The organism is Acuticoccus kalidii, assembly GCF_021556395.1.
Classification (GTDB): domain Bacteria; phylum Pseudomonadota; class Alphaproteobacteria; order Rhizobiales; family Amorphaceae; genus Acuticoccus; species Acuticoccus kalidii.
In genome coordinates, this window is record NZ_JAKGCS010000025.1 from 199,427 (window position 1) to 222,721 (window position 23,295).

Consider the following 23,295-nt stretch of genomic DNA (forward strand, 5'->3'; position numbering starts at 1 on the left):
GTCAAGGCGTCGTGACGGCGACGCCGGACGAGATCAGCGCGTCGATATCGGCGTCGCTATAGCCGGCTTCACCGAGGATGTCGCGCGTCTGGGCGCCGAGGGGCTGCGGGGGAAGGCGAACCTCGGCCGTCTGCCCGTCATAGCGCACCGGATGGTTGACGAGGGTGATGTCGGATCCGCTCGCGCCCTTCACGGTCATGAACGAGCCGTTGTGCTGCACCTGGGGATCGGCGACCACGTCGTCATAGTCGTTGACGCGGGTGTGCCAGATGTCGTTCTCGGCGAGCGAGACGTGCCACTCGTCGTACGTTTTCTGAGGCAAGACCCGGTTGAGAATTTCGACGATGCCGGAGCCCTTCTCGAAGGCCTCCTCGTCCTTGAATTCGCGCAGTTCCGGCGCGTCGAGCGCGCGGGCGAGATCGTCGATCTTGGCGAGCGAGATCGCCATGTGCCCGTCCTTGACGGGATACATGCCGTAAGGCGCCGAATAATACCAGCCGCCGACGCGCGCCGGGGCGGTGATGTCGTGCTTCTGCTTGGCGTTGAGGTAGCAGATGAAGGATTCCATCTGCAGGTCGATCGCCGCGGAGAGGAGATTGACTTCGACCTTGCAGCCCTTGCCCGTCCGTCCGCGACGCACCAGCGCCGAGGTGATGCCGAGCGCGAGGAGCGCCGCGCCATGATGGTCGGCAACCGAAACGCCGACCGAGCGTGGGCCGGTCGAGGCTTCACCGGTGATCTTGGCGAGGCCGGACATCGCCTGGATGAGGAGATCCTGTCCGGCGAGCTTCGCATAGGGCCCGTCCGAGCCGTAGCCGGAGGCCGAGGCGTAGATGATGCCGGGATTGGCTTCCTTCAGCGCATCATAACCGAGGCCGAGCTTTTCCATCACGCCGGGGCGGAAATTCTCGCACACCACGTCGGCCTGCTCGACGAGCTTGCGGGCGACCGCGCGCCCTTCGTCGGTCTTGAGGTCGAGCGCGATGCTGCGCTTGTTCCGGTTGCCGGTGAGGAGGAGGGCGCTCTGATCATCGACCCATGTGCCGGCCCCGGCGAAGAAGCGTTGGAACGCCCCGCCTTTGGGCTCGACGGCGATGACGTCGGCACCGAGATCGCCGAGCGCCTGGATCGCGACGGGACCGAGAAGGAAGTGATTGAAGGAGACGACGCGCACGCCGTCCAGAAGGTCAAGCATCGTCGGCTCGTTCGTTCGGGGCTCGATGGAATGCCGCGGCGCGGGCGCCGCGGCATCGTCGTCAGTCTTACTCGGCCGCGTGGGCGAAAGCACCCTGGCCGAGAAGGCCGGCTTCCGTCAGCGCGCTGCGCAGGCGGGCGAGCTCGGCGTCCGACAGCTTCATGAGCGGCGGGCGCACGACGGCCTTGTCGAGCTTGCCGAGCATCACGAGGCATTCCTTCATGCGGTTGTGCATGTCGAGGAAAGGCGGGGAATAGAAGGCCTGGGAGAGCGGATAGATCCGGTCGTTGACGGCCTCAGCGCGGGCGAGATCCTTCGCCTGCACCGCCTCGAAGAGCTCGACCTGAAGGTCGGGGATCACGCTGCCGGCGCCCGACAGAAGGCCTTCGCAGCCCATCGTGAGCGAGGACATCAGCCAGGCGGAGTGCGTGGTAAGCACGGTCACGTGGCGGGGCAGGGCCTGGAAGACGCGCGTGTGACGCTCATGCAGGAGCCCGTCATTGCTCCAGTCTTTGATCGCCTTGATGTTCGGCACTTCCTCGAAGAGCTTGAGGAGCGTCTCGAACGGATAGCCGAGACCCGAGCCCATCGGATATTGGAAGAGGATCATCGGCAGATCGGTGGCGTCGGCGATCATCTTGAAGTGCGCGACCGCCATTTCCGGCCGAAGCTGGCCGCCCATCGACATAGACTGGGGCGGGAAGACGAGAAGGCACGATGCGCCGGCCTGCTCGGCCATCTTCGCGATCTCGGCGGCATAATGGCTGCCGTCGGCGAAGACGCCGTTGATCAGCGGGATCTCGTCGCCGACCTCGTCGAGCGAGAAGTCCAGAATGCGCTTCTGCTCGTCGAACGAGCAGGCGTGCACCTCCGAGGCGTGGCCGTTCACGGTCACGGCGGACAGACCGCGCGTCGTCGCGACGTCACGCAGGTGCTTGCGCGATTGCGCTTCGTCGATCGAATAATCCTCGTTGAAGGCGAGGAGCGTCGCGGGGATCACGCCTTTGGGCGAAAAGTCCTTGAAGCGAGCCATGTTCCGTTTCCTTCACTCTAGCGACGGTGGACGTTGCGAGGGGGGCCGCCGTTCGCTCTTCGTTGTCTTCGACGGGACCACCCCATCCCGTTAGGGCTCAGTTCAGCCAGAGACCACCAGTGATATTGATGGACTGGCCGGTCATATAGTCGGCCTCGTCGGACGCGAGGAAGCAGACGACGCGCGCGACATCATCCGGCTTGCCGAGGCGCCCGATCGGAATGTTGACGACCCGCTCTTCCGCGCTCGGAAAGCCGATCTTCTTGTGGATCGCCTCCGCCTCGGTCCGCATCGTCGTCTCCGTGATGGTGCCGGGGCAGACGCAATTGACCCGGATGCCGCTCTTGGCGAACTCGAGCGCCATGGTCTGGGTCATCCCGATCACCGCGGACTTCGATGCACAATAGCCGGAATAATGGGCCATGCCACGCTTCCCGAGCCAAGAGGCCATGTTCACGACGGATCCGTTGCCCTTCTCGAGCATCCACGGAATCACCGCTTGGGAGACGTGAAAAGTTCCATCCACGTTGATGCGGAACTGGTCGTTGAAGTCCTTGTAGGACTGTTCAAGGAACAGCCCGACCCGCAAGATCCCGGCATTGTTGATCAAAATGTCGGGGGTGCCCACCGCATCCTTCAACGCGGCGACGCCTTTGTCGACCGAGGCGCGATCGGCGACGTCGCCGATCGCATAAGCGGCCTTGCGGCCCTTCGCCTCGATTTCGCCGGCGACGGACGCGACGCCGTCGGCGTTGAGATCGAAAAGACCGATATCGCATCCATGCTCGGCGAGCTGGAGGGCGATCTCGCGGCCGATCCCGCCGCCGCCGCCCGTCACAAAAGCGGTCTTCCCAGATAGATTATACATGCTCATTGACTCGTCAGTAGGCTGTCATGCCGCCATCGACGGTCAAAATCGCTCCGGTGCAGAACGAGGACTCATCGCCGGCGAGGTAGAGGATGGCGTTCGCGATCTCTTCGGGCGTGCCGAGACGCTTCATGAGCTGGCGGTCCTGAAGGCCCTTGAGGGTGCCTGCCGGGTCCGGCGCCTTTTCGAGGATTTCGTCGAAATAAGGGGAGTGGATCGTGCCGGGGGCGACCGCGTTCACGCGGATCTTGTCGTCCACATGGTCGATCGCCATGGCGCGAGTCAGCGAGGCGACTGCGCCTTTCGAAGCGCAATAGGCCGCGCGATTGGCGATCCCCACCTGCGCGACGACCGAGGCGACGTTGACGATGACGCCGCCGCTCACCATGATCGGAATGGCGCCTTTGCACATCAAAAAGAGGCCGGTGACGTTGACGTTCATCAACGCCTCCCAGTCGGAGCGGGAGGTTTCGAGGACGCTGCCGGCGATGCCGTAACCGGCATTGTTGACGAGGATATCGATACGGCCGAAGCGCTCCCGCGTGGTGGCGATCGCGCGCTCGATGTCGTCTTCCTTGCCGAGATCGGCGACGATGATGGTGGTGTCGCCACCGCAAAGCGCCGCGGTTTCCTTGGCCGCCGCTTCGTTCCGCTCGACGATGACGAGACGCGCGCCTTCACGGGCGAACAACTCGCATGTCGCGCGGCCGATACCGGAGCCACCTCCGGTGATGAGGCAGACTTTGCCTTCGAGCCGCATATATCCTCCCGCGGCACCGGCCGGGCCGGGCCAGCGTTTCCGCAATCCCAAGACGGTCGGCCGATTCTTTTATTTTTCGGCCCTGACTGACAAGTCAGATAGCGCATTGGCGTCGCATGTGCAAGGATGCCGGTGGTTCGTTCCGCCGGCGGCTCTATACAGCCTCTTGTTGTCGGCTGGCATTCCGACGCCCGTTTGTGGCAAGGGAGGACGCGGCGTCGGAAGCCGCGAAATCGGCCGATTCGGCCAGAGTTGATGCGGAGATCTGCGAGCAACGTTTGCTCACAGCGATTGTCGGTGAAGTAAAATGCGAGACAGTATCAAGCAGGTGGCAACGAGGCTGTTCATCCTCCATGGCTATCGTGGCATGCGCTTCGGTGACATTGCAGAGACACTCGGGACGACGCGTGCGAATATTCACTACCATTATGGGACCAAGGAAAACCTCGTCGACGAGCTGATCGAGGATTACATCAACGACACCTTGGCGCAGCTCGAGCAGGTGTGGACCAACGACAGCCTCACCTTTCGTGAGAAGACGATCGAGACCAAGAATTTCAACTTCCGTCGGTACTCCTCCTTCAATGAGGACGAGAAGGGCCGGCAGTGGAGTATGATTTCCCGCGCGCGTCTCGAATCGGAAATACTGACGGATCGCAGCAAGGCGGTGTTGCGGCGTTTCACCGAAGCCTTGAACCGATGGGTCACGGATTCGGTCTTCGCCGCACAGCAGCGCGGGGAGATCGACCGTCGCGCTCCCGTCGACGATATCGCCGTCCAACTGATCGCGATCATCGACAGCGCCGGCTCGATCACCCAGGACGCCGGCGCGTTCGATCGCCTCGAGCATCTCTACATGGCGTTCATTCGCATCATCGGGAACGCCTATGGCGTCCCCGGTCATCAGCCCAACGCGATGGAGGGCCACCCGCCCGCGGCGCCTTTGCGCGAGGCGGAGACCACGACCTCCGCCAAGCCCTGACGCATCGCAGCGTGGCATCGGCGGTCGGCCTGGCACCGGCTGTTTCGGGCCGAAAGGGTGTCGACCCAGCCTAAAGAATGCCGCGCCGAGGCTGACGTGGCCGCCATCATCAGGCAAGCTCGGGGCTGTTCCGTCAAGAAACAGGAGACGGCCCATGATTGATGTTTACAAACTCGCTCGTCCGGCGGCGTCCGCGTCCGTCTCTCACGCCCATCGCCTTGCCGGGGTGTTGCGCGTCGCCGTGCTCGCGGGCCTTCTCGTCGCGGGGAGCGCGCTGGTCGCGACCGTAGAGGCCGACACGGCGGTGGACGAACGGCTCGACACGCTGTTCGGCGAGCATGAGCCGATCCGCGCCTTCCTCGCCGACCTCAAAACCGCCGTGGCCGATGGCGATCACCAGGCCGTCGCAGCGATGGTCGACTATCCGTTCAAGACCGAGATCGAGGGAAAGGCCGTCACGATCGACGATGCGAGCGGCTTCGTCGATCACTATGACGGGATCATGACGCCCGCCGTGCAAGAGGCGATCGCCGCGCAGGATTATGACAATCTCTTCGCCAATTATCAGGGCGCGATGGTCGGCGACGGCGAAGTCTGGTTCTCACCGGTCGGGGAGGACGAGGCGGTGAAGATTATCGCCGTCAATCAATAAAGCGGTCGCGGCGCGCGGCGTTGCAGTAAAGCGGCCGCGGCGCGCGGCATGGAACCCTAATCGCGGGATGCCGCGCGAGGAAGTGAAGAGGGGCGGCGCCCGAGACGCCGCCCGCAATCGATCAGCGCGCCTCGAGGCTCATTTCGGCGACGCCGGCGGCGATGTTGGCGCCGACCTGGCCCTGGACCGACACCGGCTGCAGGCTGATCGAGCGGTCGAACCCGCCGACGAGCACGTTCGCGCCGACACCGACGCCCGCCGTCACGTCCGCCGAAACGCCGTAATATTTGCCGGCGAGCGCGCCCGGTTCGACGCTGGAGGCCGGTGCGAGCACACCCCAGACGAGCTCGCCCTCCTGGGTCTCACCGATATCGATGCCGAGCTTGGTGATCGTGCCGTCATAGACCTCCGTGACGCCGGAGACGCCGCTATAGGTGCATTCCAGGGATTTGCGCGAGCCGACGATCAGGCCCAGGCCACCGCTCACGCGGCAACGCAGTTCGCCCGCCTCCACACCGGCTTGCGCCGAAGCGCTCGTTGCGGCGCCGAGTGCGCCGGTGGCGATGGTGCCGGCAGCCAGAGTTGCGACCATGAGTGTGCGAAGCATCGTCGTCGTCCTTATGTCGCCCGAAGGGCATGGAGTGTTGCGACCGAACATGCCGACCGTTCGGCGATGCCGGTTTGACCACGGCGCGGCCGACCCGATCGGTGGCTTGGACCAAGGTGCGGTCCGAGGCCAGCGCGGCTGTCCGCGGATATAAGGTCGCTGAACCAATCCGACAGGGGGAAACCGCGCAACATCCGAAAAGATCGACGCATCTCCAACAACGCAAAGCGGTCAACATTGGTTCGCGTGGGGGTGACACCGCCTCCGCCGGCCCGGCCGTCACGCCGCCGTCAGAGAGAGGGCGCGCGTCAGCGCCCCCGCCGTTCAGGCGGGCCCGTAGAGCGCCGGTTTCGCCGGGTAGGTGATCGGAACCCGTCCGCCGCCGGCGAGCGCTGCGACACCGGCCTCGGCGACGAACGTCGCGCAAAAGCCGTCCCAGGCGTTTGCCGCGATATCGCTCGGCCTTCCCGTCTCGATCGATCGGAGCCACGCCATCGCCTGACGGCGGTAGGCCTCGGCGAAACGGTCGCGCCAGTCGGGGGCGTAGGGCTCGTAGGACTTGAAGTCGGCATAGGTGCGCGTGGGCGCCGCGGCGTTGAGGAGCACGGAGCCCTTCTCGAAGACGAGTTCGCCGCGCACGTCATAGCCATAAGCGGCGTTGTTGTTGATCTCGACATTGACGAGCTGTCCCGCCTCGGTCTCGAGCACCATGAAGACCGGCGGGATGCGCTCGCCGTCTCGCTGCGGCTTGAAGGCCGACATCGCGCGAAATTCGGAGCCGAGCACGAAGCGTGCAATGTCGAATTCGTGCGGTGCGGAATTGGTGATCGCCATGTCCGCGGTGAACCAGGCGAACGGCGTTTCGACGTTGCGGTGGACGTTGTGCATCAGCATCGGCCGGCCGAGCGCGCCCGCTTCGACCGCTGCGCGCATATCGCGATAGGGCGGGTCGAAGCGGCGCATGAAACCCACCTGGACGAGGCGGCGGCCGGCGCGCACCTCCGCCTCGATCACCGGCCAGGCTTCAGCTGAGGTCGGCGCGAGCGGCTTTTCGCACAGCACCGGCTTGCCACGCTCGATCGCGGCGATGGTGAGGGCGGCATGGGTCTTGTCGGGGCTCGCGATGAGGACGGCGTCGACATCCTCGCGGATGACCGTCGCGGCTGCGTCGGTGGCGGCGTGGACGGCGCCCGTCGCCTCGGCGACCGCTTCGGCGCGCTCCGCGTCCTGATCGCAGACCACCTGGAGAACAGCGCCGGCCACCTCGCTGGCGAGGATGCGGGCATGGTCGGCGCCCATCACGCCCGCACCGATCACGGCAATTCTCGTCGACATCGCGTTCACCGGAATTCGACGATGGGCATGGCGCATCGTCCGGTCGTCATCACGCGGCGGGCGCCGCGAGGCGAAAGGGATGGGCGCCGAAGCGCCCATCGGAAGGGGGCTCAGCCGCTGACGCAGTTGTCGGCGTTGTCGGGCGTGCAAACGTCGAGGCCGGTATAGATCGGATCCTCGACCGACTTGCCGTCCTTGAGATCCTTCAGGATGAACATCGCTTTATAGCCCATCTCGAACGGACGCTGGCCGACCTGGCCGTTGGACAGCCCGTCTTTGAGCTGCTGCATCTGCATCGGCAGCGTGTCGGCGACGATGATCGACAGATCACCCGAGGCGAGCTTGTCCTTGTAGGGCTCGACCGCCTGGCGATACGCGTTGTCGTACCACTGGGTGAAGGCGCCGGTGGAGATGAAGGCGGTGAGGTCGGGGTTGGCGGCCAGAATGTCGGTCAGGCCCTGGACCGCCTTGTTGCCGTCATCGTCGGTGATGAGGGGGCAGCCGGAAATCTCGGTCCATCCATTCTGACCGTCGAGCGGGGAGCCGGGCGCATCGCCGAGCTTTTCGCCCGACAGCGTCTCGCGGATGCCGAGAAGGCGCTCATTGTGGTTCGCCGCCGCCGCGCCGCCGGTCTGAAGGCAGAGCTTGCCGCCATCCGGATGAAGCTTCTGCGCGATCTCCGCGAGGTTCACGCCGATATCGTAATTCTTGGTGCCGACGAAGGTGGCGCGGATGTCCTTGTCTTTCTCGAGAAGGTCGGCGTCCCAGGTCATCACCGGAATGCCGGCGTCCTTCGCCGCGCTGAGCGCCTTCGCCATCGCCGGGGCGTTGGAGGGCGACACCGCAATCCCGTCGACGCCTTGGGAAATCAGATCCTGCACGATCTGGATCTGCTCCATTTCGGTGTGCTCACCAGGGCCGATATAGACGCACTCGATCGAGCTGTCGTCTTCCTGCGCCTTGTAGCAACCGTCACGGGCGAGATCGAAGAAGGGGTTGTTCATCGCCTTGGGGACGAGCGCGAGACGCAATTTGTCCTGCGCATAGGCCGTCCCGCCCATCGCCACCGCGGCGAGTATCGCAAGGGATACGACTTTCTTCATGTGTTTCCTCCGGTTTTATTCGGTTATTGCGGATTAATCGCTCCGCTCGCGATTGCGGATCTGTTCGAGGAGCACGGCGAGCACCAGGAACAGGCCAACAAAGAATTGCTGCCAGAGCGCATCGATACCGCCCAGCAGAAGCGAGTTGCGGATCAGCTCCATGAGCGCCGCGCCGATCGGCGCGCCGACCGCGTAGACGACGCCGCCCATGAGGTTCGCCCCGCCGATCACCGAGGCGGCGATGACATTGAGCTCATAGGTGAGGCCGAGCGCGTTGGTGACGGAGCCGAACCAGCCGACCATGAGGAAGGCGGCGATGCCCGCCGTCATCGAGGAGATGACGTAGACCGAGACCACCATCCGCTCGACCGGGATTCCCGCGAGCTTGGCGGCCTTCGCGTTGCCGCCGATCGCCACCACCCAGCGGCCCCAGGTCGTGTATCGGTAGACGAAGAGGAAGACGAGCGTCAGGACAGCGAGCACGATCACCGGGTTCGGAATGCCGAAGATGCTCTCCCCGCCGATCCACTCGAACAGCTCCTGATCGGGGCCGAAATCGTAGATCATCTTGTTGTTGGAGATCACCATCGCGATCGATCGGGCCATCGCGAGCATACCGAGTGTGACGACGAACGGGGCGAGCCGCAGATAGGCGATCAGCACCCCGTTGATGAGCCCGACCGTCGCCGCCGCGGCCATGCAGCCCACGAAGCCGAAGGCGATGCCATAACCCGTCTGCATGATGAGGCCGGTGACGATGCCGGTGAGGCCCATCAGCGAGCCGACCGAAAGGTCGATCCCGCCGGTGCAGATCACCGCCGACATGCCGAGCGCCATGATGCCGAAAAAGGCGAAGTTGCGCGTGACGTTGAACATGTTCCGCTCGGTGAGGAAGACGTCCGAGGCGAAGGTCATCACGACGCCGATCGCGAGGATCGCGATGAACACCCAGAAGGGCTGCGTCTTCAGGATCGCGGCGAAACTCGACGATTCCTGGCGCGAGGTGATCGTGTCGTCGATCGCCGCATGGTCGACCGATTCGCTCATGGCGGTGGGTGAGACTTGCTGATTGGTGCTCATGCGGTCGCGATCGCCCCCGTGATCAGGCCCGTCACTTCCTCAGGGCTCGTTTCGTCGATGTGCTTGTCGGCGACCTTGTGGCCGCGCCGCATGACGATCACGCGGTCGCAGACCTCGAACACGTCCGGCATCCGGTGCGAGACGAGGACGACGGCGTGATGGGTCTCCTTGAGGCGATTGATGAGGCCGAGCACCTCCTTCACCTGCCGCACGGAGATTGCCGCGGTCGGCTCGTCCATCAGGACGAGCTTCGGGTCGGACAGGCGCGTGCGGGCGATCGCCACCGCCTGCCGTTGACCGCCCGACATCTGTTTGACGAGATCGCGCGGCCGCGTCTCCGATTTCAATTCCCCGAAGAGCTCGGCCGCCTTGGCGTACATCGCCGGATAGTCGAGCACCTTGAGCGGGCCGAGCCGGCGCTTGATCTCGCGCCCGAGAAAGACGTTCGCCGCGGCGGTGAGATTGTCGCACAAAGCAAGGTCTTGGTAGACGATCTCGACGCCTTTGTTGCGCGCGTCGATCGGCTTGTAGAAATCGACCGGCTCGTCATCGATTTCGATCTTTCCGGCGGTGGGGCGAAAGTTGCCGGCGATGATCTTCATCAGCGTCGACTTGCCGGCGCCGTTGTCGCCCATCAGCCCGACCGCCTCGCCGCGCTGGACCTCGAGGTCGACGCCGGCGAGCGCGTGGATCGCGCCGAAGCTCTTCGTGATCCCGGTCAGACGCAATGTCGCCACGGAACCCTCCCTTCGATATGCGCACGCGAGTGTGCGTTCTTGTTCGGCGTCACCGGCCTAAGCATCGGTACACGCATAGATTTTGCAAGACTGATTGCACGGCGCGGGGCCATGCTGCAACCTTAACTCAGCAAGAGTCGCTTGTGCGTCGTCGGCGTGATGCGGACCATGTCGGGCCCGGGGTGCGTCGGCCGCGGCGGAAGGTCGACAGGCTGCGGCGCTCCGGTCGCAGCGCTCCGCTCGAGTGCGCGCATGATTGCAACGTCTGCGAGACCTTCCGCGCCGTCCGGCTCCGGCGCCGTTCCACTTAAGATGCAATCGGAGAAATAGACCGTCTGCGCCCCGAACTGGTCGATCTGCGGAAACTCGCGGATCGTGACGGTGTCGCCCTTGCGCACGATCATCCGTGTCGCGACCTGGAATTTGTATCCGGGCTCGAGGACGATATCGCCTTCGGTGCCGACGACCCGGTACGAATTGACGTCGACGGCGCCAAAACTCGCCGTGAATTGGGCGAGAGCCCCGCCCGGAAAGCGCAACGTCGCGCCGATCGTCTCCTCGACCTCGGAAAAGCGCGCATCCTCGCCGCGCGCCGTGAGGGCCGAGACCTCGACCGGCTCCGCCGCGAAGACATGCCGTGCCGCATTGAGGCAATAAACGCCGATATCCTGGAGCGGGCCGCCCCAATGCTCGGCGAGGAGGCGGTGGTTCGCCGGATCCGCCGTCATCGTGAAGGTGGACGTGAAGACGCGCGGCGTCCCGATCTCCCCGGCGCGGATCGCCTCCAGCACCGCGATCGTGCCCGGCTCGCAATGAAGGCGGTAGGCGGTCATCAGATGGACGCCGGCCGCCTTCGCCGCGGCGATCATCGCGTCGCACTCGTCGACGCTGACGGCGAGCGGCTTTTCGACGAGCGCGTGCTTGCCGGCCTTGACGGCGCGGATCGTATAGTCGGCATGCATCGAGTTGGGCAGGGCGATATAGACCGCATCACAGACGTCCGCCGCCAGCATCTCGTCATAGCGATCATAGCCGAAAACGTGCTCGACACCGTGAAAATCGGCGAGGCGCCGCGCATTGTCGGGGCTGCCACTCACGATCGCGGTGACGACGGAATTGTCGGCGACGCTCGCGCCGGGAAGGAAGGCCTCCTGCGAGATCCACCCGGCGCCGACGACGGCATAGCGGACTTTGTCCATTCTGGTTCGATCCTCCTTGGTTGGTTTCTATGGTTCTCCGCGCACCGCCGCCGCCGGATTGGGCACGGCGAGCCACACCCGTTCCTGTGCCGATCGGGCAATGGTCTCGACGAGGGTTTGCACCCGCGCGCCGGCGGCGAAGCCGAACGGCTCGTCGATCTCCCCGGCGATCGCCCGCAAATAGCCGAGCACCTCGATCGCCTTGAGGTCGTTGAAACCGAGCTGATGGCCCGGCGCGACGCAGAAATCGCCATAGGGCGCATGGGCCGGCCCGGCCTCGATACGGGCGAAGCCGCGGCGGCCATCGGGCCGGGCGGCGTCGTAATGGTGGAGCTCGTTGAACCGCTCCTGGCTGAAGGCGAGGGCGCCTTTGGTGCCGTAGAGCTCGAAATCGTGCTGCATGGTCCGGCCGGTGGCGAGCCAGTTGGCCTCGATCGATCCGCTCGCCCCGGAGGAAAAGCGCAGGAAGGCGCGGCCGATATCGTCGACCTCGATCGGCCGATCGGTGCCGGTCGCGTCGCGCCGTGTGCGCACCACCGTCACCGTGTCGCCCATCACCTCGGTGATCGGGCCGAGCAGGAACTCCGCCGTCGCGAGCGCATGACTGCCGATATCGGCGAGCGCGCCGCCGCCGGCGGGATCGTGGCGGAAGGTGAACGGGCCGGCGGGGTCGGCCATATAGTCCTCCGCGTGGATCCCGCGATAATTGACGATCGTGCCGAGTTCGCCCGCTTCGATCATGCGCCGGGCGAGGGTGAGCATCGGATTGCAGACATAGTTGAAGCCGACCTGCGTCCTGACGCCCGCCCGCGCCGCCGCGCGCGCCATCTCGGCGGCGTCCGAGGCGCGCGGCGCGAGCGGTTTTTCGCAATAGACGTGCTTGCCCGCCGCAATCGCCGCGAGCGCCATCTCCTTGTGCAGCGCGTTGGGGGCGGTGATGTCGACCAGGTCGATCGCCGGATCGGCGACGATCGTGCGCCAGTCGAACGTCGCGTGCCGAAAGCCGAGGCGGCGGGCGGCGGTCTCGGCGAGCGTGTCGGTCACGTCGGCGACGGTATGGAGGACGATCTCATAGGGAAGGTCGAAGACCTTTGCCGCGCTCGCGAAGCCGAACACGTGCGTCTTGCCCATGAAGCCCGTGCCGATGAGGCCGATCTTGAGTTCAGGCTTGGGCGCGGGCATCGAGCGAGTCCTTGTTGACGACGAGCGCCGGGTCGATCCGTCCCGCGAAGAAGTCGATGATGTTCTGGACCGCGCCGACGGCCATGCGCTCCGCCGCGCCTTCGGTGACGCCGGCGATGTGCGGGGAGAGGATCACCTCGTCAAAGCGGGTGAGGGGGTGACCGTCGGGCAGCGGTTCGGCCTCGAAGACATCGAGCCCCGCCGCACCGACCTTGCCGGAGGCGAGCCCGTCGACGAGCGCCATCTCGTCGACGACACCGCCGCGCGCCGTGTTCACGATGACGACCCCGTCCCGCATCATCGCGATCTCCTCACGGCCGATGACGGCGCGATCGCCGCGCGGCACGCTGAGCGAGACGATATCGGCCCAGGCGAGACCCTCCGCGAGCGTCGCGACCGGGGCGACGGGGCCGTCCGGCCATCCCGCTTGCGCGAGGAAGGGGTCGAAGGCGCGGATCGTCATGTCGAAGCCGCTCGCCATTCGCGCCACATGGCGGCCGATCCGGCCATAGCCGACGAGGAGGAGATTGCGCCCCTTCACGTCCGCCGCTTCGAGCGTCTGGCGCCAATCCCAGGGGCCGCGACGCACTGCGCCATCGGCGCGCAAAGCGCGCTTTGCGGCGGCGAGCATCAGCATCATCGCGTGCTCGGCGACCGAGGTGGAATTGACGTCGCCGCAGATCGCGAGCGCGATGCCGCGCGCATTGAGGGCGGCGACGTCGACCGCGTCGTAACCGACGCCGTGACGGGAGACGAGCTTCAACCGCTCCGCCATCGCCACCGTCGCCGCGCTGAGCGGCTGGGTGCGGATGAGAAGGGCGTCCGCCTCGCCGATGAAGGGGGCGTAGCTCGCCTCGGAAATCTCCTCGACATAGCGGGCGGTGAGGCCCGCCGCGCCATCGAGAAGAGCGCGCCCTGTGGGATGGAGTTTGCCAGCCACCAGGACGTGCGCCATCAGTAGGCTCCGGTGCCGGTCGCTGCGGCCGTCTCGGCCGGCGCGTCGGTGAGTTCGCGAAAGCGCGCGACGCTCGCGGCGGCGGCGGCGGCGAGAAGACGCGCATCGCCCGACACCGTCGTCATGTCGAAACCCCAGCCGATCGCGCGGGCGGCATAGTCGGCGGCGCCGCAGTGGAGCGCGGCCTTGATGCCGGCCTTGTGCGCGGCGGCGACGATCGTCTGCAGCACCTCGATCATCTCCGGCTCCTCCCGGTCGAAGGCGGGCGGAAACCGGCCGCCATAGAGGGAGAAGGTGAGGTCGGCCGGACCGACATAGATGCCGTTGAGGCCCGGCGTCGCGGCGATCGCGTCGAGGTTCGCCATCGCCTCGGCGGTTTCGACCATGGCGAAGGCGAGCACTTCCTCGTTGGCCTCGTAGGGGATGTTGGCCCCTTGGGTGAAGTTCGCGCGGGTCGGACCGAAGCTGCGCTCGCCCATCGGCGGATAGCGCATCGCCTTGACGAAGCGGGCGGCCTCTTCGGGCGTGTTCACCATCGGGCAAATCACGCCATAGGCGCCGGCATCGAGCACCTTCATGATGATGCCGGCCTCGTTCCAGGGAACCCGCGCCATCGGGACGACGCCGGAGGCGCGCATCGCCTGGAACATCGGCAGCATCGCCGAATAATCGAGTGCGCCGTGCTGGATGTCGATCGAGACCGCGTCATAGCCTTGCGCGGCCATGATCTCGGCGGTGAAGGGGTTGCCGATCGACAGCCAGCCATTGAGAACGGGCCGGCCGGCGGCCCAGATCTCCTTGAGTGCGTTCTTCTTCATGTCGCTCCCTCAGAACACGAGCTGGGCGAGCTTGGTGTCGAGATAGTCGGCGATCCCCTCGGCGCCTCCCTCGCGGCCCATGCCAGAATATTTCGTGCCTCCGAACGGCGCCTCGGAGGCGGCCAAAGCGGGGCTGTTGATGCCGACCATCCCGGCCTTGAGATCGGCGACGGTGCGGCGGGCGCGCGCCGCATTGGTCGTGAAGGCGTAGGCGGCGAGGCCCATATGGGTGGCGTTCGCGCGGGCGATCACCTCATCGTCGCCGCCAAAGCGGGTGATGGGGGCGACCGGGCCGAAATTCTCCTCGGCGAAGACGCGCATGTCGTCGGCGACGTCGGTAAGGACGGTCGGTTGGTGGAAGAAACCGGCGTTGAACTGGCTCGGCCGTTTGCCGCCGGTCGCGACCGTTGCCCCGCTCGCGACCGCGTCGGCGATGACGCTCTCGATCTCGGCGAGGCGATTGCCGTTGATGAGGGGTCCCATCGCGGTCGCCTCGTCGAGCCCGTCGCCGAGCGTCAGGGCCTCGGCGCGGGCGACGAAGCCGTCGACGAAGCGGTCATGGACGGATTCGTGCACGAAAAAGCGGTCGGGACTGACGCAGACCTGGCCGCAATTGGCGAATTTCGTCGGCACGATGATATCGAGCGTCCTCTCGATGTCGGCGTCGTCATAGACGATGCAGGGCGCGTTCCCGCCGAGCTCCATCGACACCTTCTTCACCGTGTCGGCGGCGTCCCTCAGCATCTGCTGGCCGACGCGGGTGGAGCCCGTCAGCGAGACCTTGCGCACCTCGGGCGCGGCCATGATCGGGCCATAGGTGTTGGCGGTGGAACCGGTGAGGAGGCCGACCGCGCCATCCGGCAGGCCGCCCGCGCGCATGCAGTCGACGAGCACCATCGCCGTGCCCGGTGTCTGGCTCGACGGCCGGATGATGACGGAGCAGCCTGCCGCGAGCGCCGGCGCCGCCTTGCGGGCGGGAAGGGCGGCGGGGAAATTCCATGCGGTGAAGGCCGCCGCGATCCCGACCGGCTCGTGATGCACCTCGAAACGCCCGCCCGGAACGCGGCTTTCGATGATCCGGCCATAGATCCGCCGGGCCTCCTCCGCGTACCAGCGGAACTGGTCGCAGGCGAGGCCCCATTCGCGCAGCGACTGGGCGAGCGGCTTGCCCGTCTCGCGCGAGATCATCCGCACCGCCTCGTCCTTGCGCGACAGCATCTCGTCGGCGATCCGGTGGAGGGCGTCGGCGCGCTCGAACGCGCCGGTCGCGCGCCAGGCTTCGAGGCCGGCGCCGGCGGCTTCGATCGCCGCTTCGGTGTCGGCGACCGTGGCGGCGGCGGCGGCGCCCAGCGCGGTCTCGCTGACGGGGCTGACGACATCCATGGTCGCGCCACCCTCGGCGGGGCGCCATGCGCCCGAGATGAAAAGTCCGAACGTGCCATACATCGGATCAGCCCAATTCTGCGAGTTTCACGATCCGCCCTTCGCGGGCCGACAAGGTGGCGGCCTCGGCGAGGCGCTGAGCCTGCCGGCCGTCCTCGAAGGTGACCGCCGGGGCGGCCTTTCCCTCGACCGCGTCGGCGAAGGCGGCGATTTCGGTGTTGAACGCCTCGGTGTAGCGCTCGATGAAGAAGTCGAGGAGCGGGGCGGCCTTTTCGGTGAAGCCCTCACCCCACGCCGTCATCGCGTTGGGGCGGCAATTGTTGGAGGCGACCATTCCGGCCGATCCGAACGCCTCGACCCGCTGGTCGTAGCCGTAGACCGCGCGGCGCGAGTTGTTGATGATCGCCTGCCGCCCGCCCGCGGTGCGCATCAGGACGGACACCGTGTCGATATCGTCGATCCGCTCCATCAGCGCCGGGTCGACGAGGCGGGCGCCGAACGCCACCACCTCGCTCACCTCCTCGCCGAGAACGAAGCGCGCCATGTCGAAATCGTGGATCGTCATGTCGCGGAAGATGCCGCCGGAGACCGTCAGATACGCCTCGGAGGCAAGGCCCGGATCGCGCGAGGTGACGACCACCTGATGGAGCGTGCCGATCGTCCCGTCGCGCACCGCTTGCGCGACGGCGGCATGGGTCGGATCGAAGCGCCGCACGAAGCCGAGAAAGATCGGAATATCGGTGCCCGCGATCGCCTTCGCACAATCCTCGACGCGGGAAAGGCTGAGGTCGATCGGCTTCTCGCACAGGACCGGCTTCCGCGCCGCAACGCTCATCTTCAAAAGGTCGACATGGGTGTCGGTGGAGGAGGCGATCACCACCGCATCCACCGCCGGATCCGCGAAGATCGCCTCCGGGCTCGCCGCGACCGGCACGCCGAGCGTCTCCGCCACCTTTTGCGCCGACGGCCCATGAACGTCGAACACGCTGGCGAGCGTGGTGCGCGGATGGCGCGCGATGTTTCGCGCATGCATCTGGCCGATGCGGCCACAGCCCAGAACGGCGACGGCGACCATGAGCTTCCCCCCGGTTTCTTGTTGCTTGCAATGATCATTGCAGCATGTCAGAGTTGTCAATAAACATTTTGAGGGTAGCGTAAGACTACCCGAGGTTTTGCCGGTGGTGAACAACCACTCGGGGAGGAGGCCGCCGCGATGCGTGAGGGAACGATCCGGCTGACGATGGCGCAGGCCCTCGTCCGCTATCTTTGCAATCAGTTCATCGAGATCGACGGCGAGCGTGTCCCGCTCTTTGCGGGCGTGTTCGGCATTTTCGGTCACGGCAACGTGACGTGCCTGTCCGAAGCGCTCGAAGCCGTGCAGGATCGGTTGCCCACCTATCGGGGCCAGAACGAGCAGTCGATGGCGCTCGCGGGGATCGGTTTCGCGAAGGCCAAGCGCCGCCGCCAGATCATGATCGCGGCAAGCTCCATCGGCCCCGGCGCGACCAACATGGTGACCGCCGCGGGCGTTGCGATGGCGAACCGGCTGCCGATCCTCCTCCTGTCGGGGGACACCTTTGCGAACCGGCTACCCGATCCCGTCCTCCAACAGGTCGAGCATTTTTCCGACCCGACCGTCACGGTGAACGACGCCTTCAAGGCGGTGACTCGCTATTGGGACCGGATCGTCCTGCCCGAGCAGATCCTGTCCTCGCTCCCGCACGCGATCGCGACGATGCTCGATCCCGCCGATTGCGGACCCGCCTTCATCGCCCTCGCACAGGATACGCAGGAAAAGGCGTTCGACTACCCGGCCGCCTTCTTCGAGCCGAAGGTCTGGGCCGTCCCGCGCCCGCGCCCCGACCGGGCGGCCGTCGCCGAAGCGGCGGAGATTTTGAAAAGGGCGAAGACGCCGATCATCATCGCGGGCGGCGGCGTGCGCTATTCGCTCGCCGAGGCGGCGGTGGCCGATTTCGCCAAGCGCCGCGGCATCCCGGTGGTCGAGACGATCGCCGGAAAGGGCACGCTCACCCATGCGAGCGACGTTCATGCCGGCCCGATCGGCATCATCGGCTCCACCTCCGCGAACCAGCTCGCGGAGGAGGCGGACGTCGTGCTCGCGATCGGCACACGGCTCCAGGACTTCACCACCGGATCGTGGACCGCCTTCGCCGCGGATGCGCGGTTCGTCTCGATCAACGCCGCCCGGTTCGACGCGGTGAAGCACCGCGCCCACGCCGTCGTCGGCGACGCGCTGGAGTGTGTCGGCGAGCTCGACGCCGCGCTCGGCGACTGGTCGCTCGGCGCCGATCGTCTGACGCACGCCAAGAGCCTTTTCGCCGCGTGGGACCGGCTCCTCGACGAGCACCAGGCGCCGACCAACGCGCCGGTGCCGACCTACGCCCAGATCGTCGGCACGGTGAACCGCGCGGCGGGCCCGAACGATACGCTGATCACCGCGGCGGGCGGGCTTCCCGGCGAAGTCACGAAGGGGTGGCGGGTCAAGGCGCCGAACACGTTCGATTGCGAGTTCGGCTTCTCCTGTATGGGCTACGAGATCGCCGGCGGCTGGGGCAACGCGATCGCTCAGGCGGGGCCGGGCGCGACGGGCGGGACACCGATCGTCATGGTCGGCGACGGCTCCTACATGATGATGAATTCCGACATCTATTCGGCGGTCCTCACCGGCCACAAGATGATCGTCGTCGTCTGCGACAATGGCGGGTTCGCGGTCATCAATCGGCTACAGAATTTCAAGGGCGTTCCGAGCTTCAACAACCTCCTCGCCGATTGTCGGATCGCAACGCCGGAGGCGCCGCTTCACGTCGATTTCGTCAAGCACGCCGAGGCGATGGGCGCCAAGGGACGCGCGTGCGACAGCCTCGCCGATCTCGAACACGCGATCGAGTGGGCGCTCGGCAATGAGGGGGTAAGCGTCCTGTCGATCGCCTGCGACGCCTATGCGTGGGTGCCGGGCGATGCGGACTGGGATGTCGGCGTGCCGGAGGTGTCCGACCGGCAGGCGGTCAAGGATGCCTATGCATCGCAGCTCGCGATCCGCGCCAAGCAGCGCGTCGGGGTCTGATCCGATGGCGACGGCGAAGCTCGGTATCGCGCCGATCGCGTGGTGGAATGACGACCTCGAGGACCTTTCCGACGACGTCTCGCTCGACGAGTGTCTGCGGCAGGCCGCGGAGGCGGGCTTTACCGGCATGGAGACCGGCCGGCGCTTCCCGATGGACATGGACGAGCTCGGGCCGGTCCTCGCCCGTCACGGCATTTCCGTCTGTGGCGGCTGGTTCTCCGGTCTCCTCCTCGACGGGGAGATCGAGCGGGAGAAGGAGCGCATCGCCACCCAGCTCGCCTTCTTCAAGGCGGCCGGCGCGCCGGTGATCGTCTATGGAGAGACGGCGCGGTCGATCCAGGGCGACCGCGGCGCCCCGCTCGCGACCAAGCCCACGCTGACCGAAGCGGAGATCGCCATTTATGGCCGCAAGATCTCCGATTTCGCCGACTGGTGTGCGGGCGAGGGGATGGAGCTGTCCTATCATCACCACATGGCCGCGGTGATCGAGACGGAAGCCGAGCTCGACCTTTTGATGAAGCACTCCTCCGTGCCGCTCCTCTTCGATGCCGGCCACATGGCCTTCGCCGGCGGCGACGTGATGCGGGTCATCGAAAACCATCATCGGCGCATCAATCACGTTCACACCAAGGACGTGAGGGCCGAGATCGTGGTCGGTCTCGATCGGCGCCGAGAGAGCTTTCTGGACGCCATCGTGAAGGGCGCCTTTACCGTCCCCGGCGACGGCTCGCTCGACTTCGAGGCGATCGTGAAGGCGCTGAAGGCGGCCGGCTATGAAGGCTGGTTCGTGGTCGAGGCCGAACAGGATCCGAAGGTCAGCCCGCCGCTCGAGATGGCGAAAATCGGTCACGCGGAGCTCGTGCGCGTCATGAACGCCGCCGGCTACACGGTGGCCTCTGCGCAAAGAGGGATGACATGAACCGACTGGATGGAAAGATCGCGGTCGTCACCGGCGGCACGCAAGGGCTCGGGGCGGCGATCGCGCGGCAGTTCGCGGCGGCGGGCGCCGAAGGCATCGTGATCTGTGGGCGCAACGCCGACAAGGGGAAGGCGGTCGCCTCGAGCATCACCGGCGCGCGAACCGAGTTCGTCGCCGCCGACCTTGCCGAGACCGACGCCGCCTTCAAGGTCGTCGAGGCGGCCGACAAGGCGTTCGGCCGGATCGACATTCTCGTCAACGCGGCCGGGCTCACCGACCGGGGCAATTTGATCGACACGACGCCGGAGCTCTTCGACCGCATGTTCGCGGTCAACACGCGCGCGCCGTTCTTCCTGATGCAGGGGGCGGTGAAGGTGATGATCCGCGAGGGGGTCGAGGGCGCGATCGTCAATATCGGCTCGGCCTCCGCGCTCGCCGGACAGCCCTTCATCGCGCCGTATTGCGCCTCGAAGGGGGCACTCGCGACGGTGACGCGCAATTCCGCCTATGCGCTGTTGCGCAACCGCATCCGCGTCAACCAGCTCAATATCGGCTGGATGGCGTCGGACGGGGAGGACCGGATCCAGCGCGAGTATCACGGGGCGGACGCCGACTGGCTCGCAAAGGCCGGCGCCGAGCAGCCCTTCGGCCGCCTCATCGCGCCGGAAGAGGTCGCGAAGGCGGTGGCCTATCTCGCCTCGGAGGATGCCGGGATGATGACCGGCGCCGTGATCCACTATGACCAGTCGGTCTGGGGCGGCTACTCGTTCGCCCCGCCGACGCCGACCCAGCCGATGCACCTTTAGGGCGACGTCACCGTCGGGATCCGCGGCGTGTCGCCGTCCTGAAGGCGGGCGGCGAGCGCCACGGTCAGCGCCTGGGCAAGGCACATCGGCGCGGCCAGAGAGCGGGCGAAGGTGTATTCGTGCTCCGGCACGCAGAACAGCACGTTGGCATCGCGCGCGAGCGGGGAGAGGGTGGAATCGGTGATCGCCAGCACCGGCACGCCCCGCTGGGCGCTTTCCTCCACGATATTGACCACCTCCTGCGCGTAGAAGCGGAAGGACACGGCGAACACGAGGTCGTTGGGGCCGGCAAGGCGGGCCCGATGCGTCGCGAGGCCGCCGCTCTCGTCGAGCAGCACCGAGGGTTTGGCGAGCATGGTGAGGACATAGCGCAGGAGCACGAGGACCGGCGCGGAGCGAAGCTGGCCGACGAGATAGATCGTCTCCGCGCGCTTCATCATCTCCGCCGCCTCGTCGATCTGCGTGTCGGTGACGTCCGAGAGGAGACCGCGCAGGGATTCGACATCGCGCACGATGAGGTCGGCGAGGAAGCCCGCCGGACGCTTCTCCTTGGAGCCGATCAACTCGTGCTCGAGCGCCTTGATGCGCGCTTCGAAGCCGGGCGCAGCCGTCGACAGGCGCTTTTGAAAGACAGTCTGAAGATCCTTGAAGCCGGAATAGCCGAGCGACTGGCCGAAACGCACAAAGCTCGACGGATGGATCTCGCAGCGCGAGGCGATGGTGTTGACCGAAAGCACCGCGACGTCGTTCGGATTTTGCGTCAGATATTCCGAGATTCGCCGGTGCGTCTTGCTCATGGTGCTGTAACGCTCATGAATGACGCGTATCAGGGCCTCATAGTCCCTCGGTGCCGACCCTTTTTTCACAACCGCCTCGTTTGCCACGTCCGGCGCGCGACGGCGGGCGTCGCCATCGCGCGCAATCGATGGGCTCCAATCGATCGCGGAACCCCGGCACTGATAATTGCAGAAACGAGCGCCTTTACAATAATTATTCCGCCATGATCCCGCGGATCGGCGCGACGATCGAGGTCGGCCGAGGCGTGCGGGTTCAGAAGCTGCCGAAGAGGCTCGCGAGTACGATCACGACGATGAGGGCAAGGAGCGCGCCCACGACGGCAGCCATCACGACGTCGAGATAGCTCTCTTTGTGGGTGCAGCCGCAGACGGCGAGCATCGTCACCACCGCGCCATTATGGGGCAGGCTGTCGAGCGTGCCGGAGGAGATGACGGCGACGCGGTGCAGCACCGACGGGTCGAACCCCGTCGTTGCGGCGATGTCCATGAAGGTCGGCCCGAGGGCTTCGAGCGCGATTGTCATGCCGCCCGAGGCCGAGCCGGTGAGGGCGGCGAGGATGTTGGTCGCCACCGCGAGGGAGACGAGCGGTCCGCCTTCGATGCCGAGAACCCACGCTTTCACCAGCTCGAAGGCCGGCAGCGCCGCCACCACCGCGCCGAAGCCGACGAGGCTCGCGACGCTCATGATCGGCAGCACCGAGGCGTTCGCGCCCGCGTCGATCGTGTCGCGGATCTTCGGCAGGCGGGCGAAGGCGGTCGCGACGAGAACGATAATGCCCGACAACAACGCCACCGCGACCGCCCAGACGCCGCCGACCGCTCCGAGGCTCGTTCCCCCCCAACCCGGTTCGGCGAGGAAGGCGAAGTCGAGCCGCGGCAGAATGAGCTGCGCCATCAAGAGGTTGGTGACGACGACGACGACGAGAGGCAGCACCGCGAGGCCGAAGGGCGGCACGGAGGCGGCCTTCGGCGAAGCGTCGATCTCCTTGGGGTCGAACTCGCGGGCGGTGGTGGCGAGCTCGCGCACCGTCACGTCGTCGGACACCGGCGCGGTGCTCTCGCCATAGCCTTCCCCGGCCGCGGCGGCGCGGCGGCTGCGGTGGGTGAGCCACCACATGCCGAAGCCGAACATGACCACCGAAGCGATGATGCCGAGCCCCGGCGCGGCGAACGCGGTCGTGCCGAAAAAGGGCATCGGGATCGCGTTCTGGATCGCTGGGGTGCCGGGAAGGGCGGACATTGTGAACGTCGACGTGCCGAGGGCGATCGCAGCCGGCAGGAGGCGCTTCGGCACGGCGCCGGCGCGGAAGAGGGCCTGGCCCATCGGGGCGATGACGAAGAAGGCGACGAACAGGCTGACCCCGCCATAGGTCACGAGCGCACCGGCGAGCACCACCGCGAGGATCGCCCGTTTCGGCCCGAGCGTCTTCGTCATGAACGCGGCGATCGCGTTCACCGAGCCCGAATCGTCCATCAGCTTGCCGAACAGCGCGCCGAGCAGGAAGAGCGGAAAGAACTGCGCAACGAAGCCCGCCGCGGCCCCCATGAAGGTCTGCGTCCAATGGGCGAGCAGCGGCTCGCCGGAGAAGGCGGCGGCGACCAGCGCGGCGAATGGCGCGAGGAGGAGGATCGTCCACCCGCGAAAGGCGAGCGCCATCAAGACCGCGAGGGCGACGAGAATGCCGAAAAGCCCCATCGGCTAGACCTTTCCCATGCGCAAAGCGGGCGCTCCCGCCTCGTCCGTCGTCGCGACGGACCCTGTTCCATCGTCCGTCATGATGACGGACCATTTTCTGTTG

Annotated in this window: 22 protein-coding genes; 5 read left to right on the forward strand and 17 right to left on the reverse strand. The window is 66.3% G+C overall.

Annotation, left to right across the window (positions count from 1 at the left end):
* Position 1: 1 nt before the first annotated feature.
* The 4 genes from L1787_RS17640 to L1787_RS17655 form a co-directional block, all read right to left on the reverse strand.
* Positions 2 to 1,195 carry a CaiB/BaiF CoA transferase family protein gene (locus L1787_RS17640; RefSeq protein WP_235710375.1) on the reverse strand — a complete coding sequence of 398 codons (1,194 nt, stop codon included), beginning with the start codon at positions 1,193 to 1,195 and terminating at the stop codon, positions 2 to 4.
* A gap of 67 nt (positions 1,196 to 1,262) precedes the next feature.
* On the reverse strand, positions 1,263 to 2,228 hold the full coding sequence (locus L1787_RS17645; RefSeq protein ID WP_235710377.1) for a dihydrodipicolinate synthase family protein: 966 nt from the start codon (positions 2,226 to 2,228) through the stop codon (positions 1,263 to 1,265).
* A 97-nt stretch (positions 2,229 to 2,325) separates the two neighbouring features.
* Positions 2,326 to 3,096, reverse strand: a complete 771-nt coding sequence (locus tag L1787_RS17650) for an SDR family NAD(P)-dependent oxidoreductase (RefSeq protein ID WP_235710379.1) — start codon at positions 3,094 to 3,096, stop codon at positions 2,326 to 2,328.
* A gap of 13 nt (positions 3,097 to 3,109) precedes the next feature.
* Complete coding sequence (locus tag L1787_RS17655; RefSeq protein WP_235710381.1) at positions 3,110 to 3,856, reverse strand: SDR family oxidoreductase; 747 nt, start codon at positions 3,854 to 3,856, stop codon at positions 3,110 to 3,112.
* A gap of 307 nt (positions 3,857 to 4,163) precedes the next feature.
* Here L1787_RS17655 and L1787_RS17660 point away from each other — a divergent pair, with 307 nt between their 5' ends.
* The gene (locus L1787_RS17660; protein WP_235710383.1) at positions 4,164 to 4,838 is read left to right on the forward strand and encodes a TetR/AcrR family transcriptional regulator; all 675 of its coding nucleotides are present in this window, start codon (positions 4,164 to 4,166) and stop codon (positions 4,836 to 4,838) included.
* A gap of 154 nt (positions 4,839 to 4,992) precedes the next feature.
* On the forward strand, positions 4,993 to 5,490 hold the full coding sequence (locus L1787_RS17665; RefSeq protein ID WP_235710385.1) for a hypothetical protein: 498 nt from the start codon (positions 4,993 to 4,995) through the stop codon (positions 5,488 to 5,490).
* A 121-nt stretch (positions 5,491 to 5,611) separates the two neighbouring features.
* On the opposite strand, the gene L1787_RS17670 is transcribed toward L1787_RS17665, so the two are convergent.
* From L1787_RS17670 to iolG, 11 genes are all read right to left on the reverse strand, one after another.
* Complete coding sequence (locus L1787_RS17670) at positions 5,612 to 6,097, reverse strand: DUF992 domain-containing protein (RefSeq protein WP_235710387.1); 486 nt, start codon at positions 6,095 to 6,097, stop codon at positions 5,612 to 5,614.
* 324 nt (positions 6,098 to 6,421) lie between these two features.
* Complete coding sequence (locus tag L1787_RS17675) at positions 6,422 to 7,432, reverse strand: Gfo/Idh/MocA family protein (protein WP_235710389.1); 1,011 nt, start codon at positions 7,430 to 7,432, stop codon at positions 6,422 to 6,424.
* Positions 7,433 to 7,542: 110 nt separating this feature from the next.
* Positions 7,543 to 8,535: a sugar-binding protein gene (locus L1787_RS17680; RefSeq protein WP_235710391.1), complete on the reverse strand. Its 993-nt coding sequence runs from the start codon at positions 8,533 to 8,535 to the stop codon at positions 7,543 to 7,545.
* A 33-nt stretch (positions 8,536 to 8,568) separates the two neighbouring features.
* The gene (locus tag L1787_RS17685) at positions 8,569 to 9,615 is read right to left on the reverse strand and encodes an ABC transporter permease (RefSeq protein WP_235710392.1); all 1,047 of its coding nucleotides are present in this window, start codon (positions 9,613 to 9,615) and stop codon (positions 8,569 to 8,571) included.
* Positions 9,612 to 10,352 carry an ATP-binding cassette domain-containing protein gene (locus tag L1787_RS17690; protein ID WP_235710394.1) on the reverse strand — a complete coding sequence of 247 codons (741 nt, stop codon included), beginning with the start codon at positions 10,350 to 10,352 and terminating at the stop codon, positions 9,612 to 9,614. Before L1787_RS17690 ends, L1787_RS17685 begins: the two co-directional genes overlap by 4 nt.
* Before the next feature lie 122 nt (positions 10,353 to 10,474).
* Entirely contained in the window at positions 10,475 to 11,551 is a 1,077-nt protein-coding gene (locus L1787_RS17695; protein WP_235710396.1) for a Gfo/Idh/MocA family protein, read from the reverse strand.
* A gap of 27 nt (positions 11,552 to 11,578) precedes the next feature.
* Complete coding sequence (locus L1787_RS17700) at positions 11,579 to 12,733, reverse strand: Gfo/Idh/MocA family protein (RefSeq protein ID WP_235710398.1); 1,155 nt, start codon at positions 12,731 to 12,733, stop codon at positions 11,579 to 11,581.
* Positions 12,714 to 13,688 carry a hydroxyacid dehydrogenase gene (locus L1787_RS17705; RefSeq protein ID WP_235710400.1) on the reverse strand — a complete coding sequence of 325 codons (975 nt, stop codon included), beginning with the start codon at positions 13,686 to 13,688 and terminating at the stop codon, positions 12,714 to 12,716. The genes L1787_RS17700 and L1787_RS17705 overlap by 20 nt, the downstream gene beginning before the upstream one ends.
* Positions 13,688 to 14,506 carry an HpcH/HpaI aldolase family protein gene (locus L1787_RS17710; protein WP_235710402.1) on the reverse strand — a complete coding sequence of 273 codons (819 nt, stop codon included), beginning with the start codon at positions 14,504 to 14,506 and terminating at the stop codon, positions 13,688 to 13,690. Before L1787_RS17710 ends, L1787_RS17705 begins: the two co-directional genes overlap by 1 nt.
* A 9-nt stretch (positions 14,507 to 14,515) precedes the next feature.
* Positions 14,516 to 15,952 (reverse strand): NAD-dependent succinate-semialdehyde dehydrogenase, encoded by a 1,437-nt coding sequence (locus L1787_RS17715; RefSeq protein WP_255720601.1) that lies wholly within the window; start codon positions 15,950 to 15,952, stop codon positions 14,516 to 14,518.
* Positions 15,953 to 15,956: 4 nt separating this feature from the next.
* Positions 15,957 to 16,964 (reverse strand): inositol 2-dehydrogenase, encoded by a 1,008-nt coding sequence (gene iolG, locus L1787_RS17720; RefSeq protein ID WP_235710406.1) that lies wholly within the window; start codon positions 16,962 to 16,964, stop codon positions 15,957 to 15,959.
* Positions 16,965 to 17,102: 138 nt separating this feature from the next.
* On the opposite strand from iolG, the gene iolD reads away from it, so the two are divergent.
* From iolD to L1787_RS17735, 3 genes are read left to right on the forward strand one after another with little or no spacing between them, the layout of a single operon-like run.
* Positions 17,103 to 18,974, forward strand: coding sequence for a 3D-(3,5/4)-trihydroxycyclohexane-1,2-dione acylhydrolase (decyclizing) (gene iolD, locus L1787_RS17725; protein ID WP_235710408.1), 1,872 nt, complete (start codon positions 17,103 to 17,105; stop codon positions 18,972 to 18,974).
* A 4-nt stretch (positions 18,975 to 18,978) separates the two neighbouring features.
* Positions 18,979 to 19,893: a myo-inosose-2 dehydratase gene (iolE, locus tag L1787_RS17730; protein ID WP_235710410.1), complete on the forward strand. Its 915-nt coding sequence runs from the start codon at positions 18,979 to 18,981 to the stop codon at positions 19,891 to 19,893.
* Positions 19,890 to 20,699, forward strand: a complete 810-nt coding sequence (locus L1787_RS17735) for an SDR family oxidoreductase (RefSeq protein WP_235710412.1) — start codon at positions 19,890 to 19,892, stop codon at positions 20,697 to 20,699. Before iolE ends, L1787_RS17735 begins: the two co-directional genes overlap by 4 nt.
* Here the strand turns inward: L1787_RS17735 and L1787_RS17740 are convergent.
* Both L1787_RS17740 and L1787_RS17745 read right to left on the reverse strand, forming a co-directional pair.
* Positions 20,696 to 21,583 carry a MurR/RpiR family transcriptional regulator gene (locus L1787_RS17740; RefSeq protein WP_369415110.1) on the reverse strand — a complete coding sequence of 296 codons (888 nt, stop codon included), beginning with the start codon at positions 21,581 to 21,583 and terminating at the stop codon, positions 20,696 to 20,698. The two genes, L1787_RS17735 and L1787_RS17740, sit on opposite strands and share 4 nt — an antisense overlap.
* Positions 21,584 to 21,749: 166 nt before the next feature.
* Positions 21,750 to 23,192 (reverse strand): GntP family permease, encoded by a 1,443-nt coding sequence (locus tag L1787_RS17745; protein WP_235710417.1) that lies wholly within the window; start codon positions 23,190 to 23,192, stop codon positions 21,750 to 21,752.
* Positions 23,193 to 23,295: the final 103 nt, after the last annotated feature.

Excerpts from the sequence above, each read along its gene's own strand:
- L1787_RS17640 (WP_235710375.1), bottom strand. The coding sequence starts at position 1,195 with ATGCTTGACCTTCTGGACGGCGTGCGCGTCGTCTCCTTCAATCACTTC.
- L1787_RS17645 (WP_235710377.1), bottom strand. The coding sequence starts at position 2,228 with ATGGCTCGCTTCAAGGACTTTTCGCCCAAAGGCGTGATCCCCGCGACG.
- L1787_RS17650 (WP_235710379.1), bottom strand. The coding sequence starts at position 3,096 with ATGTATAATCTATCTGGGAAGACCGCTTTTGTGACGGGCGGCGGCGGC.
- L1787_RS17655 (WP_235710381.1), bottom strand. The coding sequence starts at position 3,856 with ATGCGGCTCGAAGGCAAAGTCTGCCTCATCACCGGAGGTGGCTCCGGT.
- L1787_RS17660 (WP_235710383.1), top strand. The coding sequence starts at position 4,164 with ATGCGAGACAGTATCAAGCAGGTGGCAACGAGGCTGTTCATCCTCCAT.
- L1787_RS17665 (WP_235710385.1), top strand. The coding sequence starts at position 4,993 with ATGATTGATGTTTACAAACTCGCTCGTCCGGCGGCGTCCGCGTCCGTC.
- L1787_RS17670 (WP_235710387.1), bottom strand. The coding sequence starts at position 6,097 with ATGCTTCGCACACTCATGGTCGCAACTCTGGCTGCCGGCACCATCGCC.
- L1787_RS17675 (WP_235710389.1), bottom strand. The coding sequence starts at position 7,432 with ATGTCGACGAGAATTGCCGTGATCGGTGCGGGCGTGATGGGCGCCGAC.
- L1787_RS17680 (WP_235710391.1), bottom strand. The coding sequence starts at position 8,535 with ATGAAGAAAGTCGTATCCCTTGCGATACTCGCCGCGGTGGCGATGGGC.
- L1787_RS17685 (WP_235710392.1), bottom strand. The coding sequence starts at position 9,615 with ATGAGCACCAATCAGCAAGTCTCACCCACCGCCATGAGCGAATCGGTC.
- L1787_RS17695 (WP_235710396.1), bottom strand. The coding sequence starts at position 11,551 with ATGGACAAAGTCCGCTATGCCGTCGTCGGCGCCGGGTGGATCTCGCAG.
- L1787_RS17700 (WP_235710398.1), bottom strand. The coding sequence starts at position 12,733 with ATGCCCGCGCCCAAGCCTGAACTCAAGATCGGCCTCATCGGCACGGGC.
- L1787_RS17705 (WP_235710400.1), bottom strand. The coding sequence starts at position 13,688 with ATGGCGCACGTCCTGGTGGCTGGCAAACTCCATCCCACAGGGCGCGCT.
- L1787_RS17710 (WP_235710402.1), bottom strand. The coding sequence starts at position 14,506 with ATGAAGAAGAACGCACTCAAGGAGATCTGGGCCGCCGGCCGGCCCGTT.
- L1787_RS17715 (WP_255720601.1), bottom strand. The coding sequence starts at position 15,952 with ATGTATGGCACGTTCGGACTTTTCATCTCGGGCGCATGGCGCCCCGCC.
- iolG (WP_235710406.1), bottom strand. The coding sequence starts at position 16,964 with ATGGTCGCCGTCGCCGTTCTGGGCTGTGGCCGCATCGGCCAGATGCAT.
- iolD (WP_235710408.1), top strand. The coding sequence starts at position 17,103 with ATGCGTGAGGGAACGATCCGGCTGACGATGGCGCAGGCCCTCGTCCGC.
- iolE (WP_235710410.1), top strand. The coding sequence starts at position 18,979 with ATGGCGACGGCGAAGCTCGGTATCGCGCCGATCGCGTGGTGGAATGAC.
- L1787_RS17735 (WP_235710412.1), top strand. The coding sequence starts at position 19,890 with ATGAACCGACTGGATGGAAAGATCGCGGTCGTCACCGGCGGCACGCAA.
- L1787_RS17745 (WP_235710417.1), bottom strand. The coding sequence starts at position 23,192 with ATGGGGCTTTTCGGCATTCTCGTCGCCCTCGCGGTCTTGATGGCGCTC.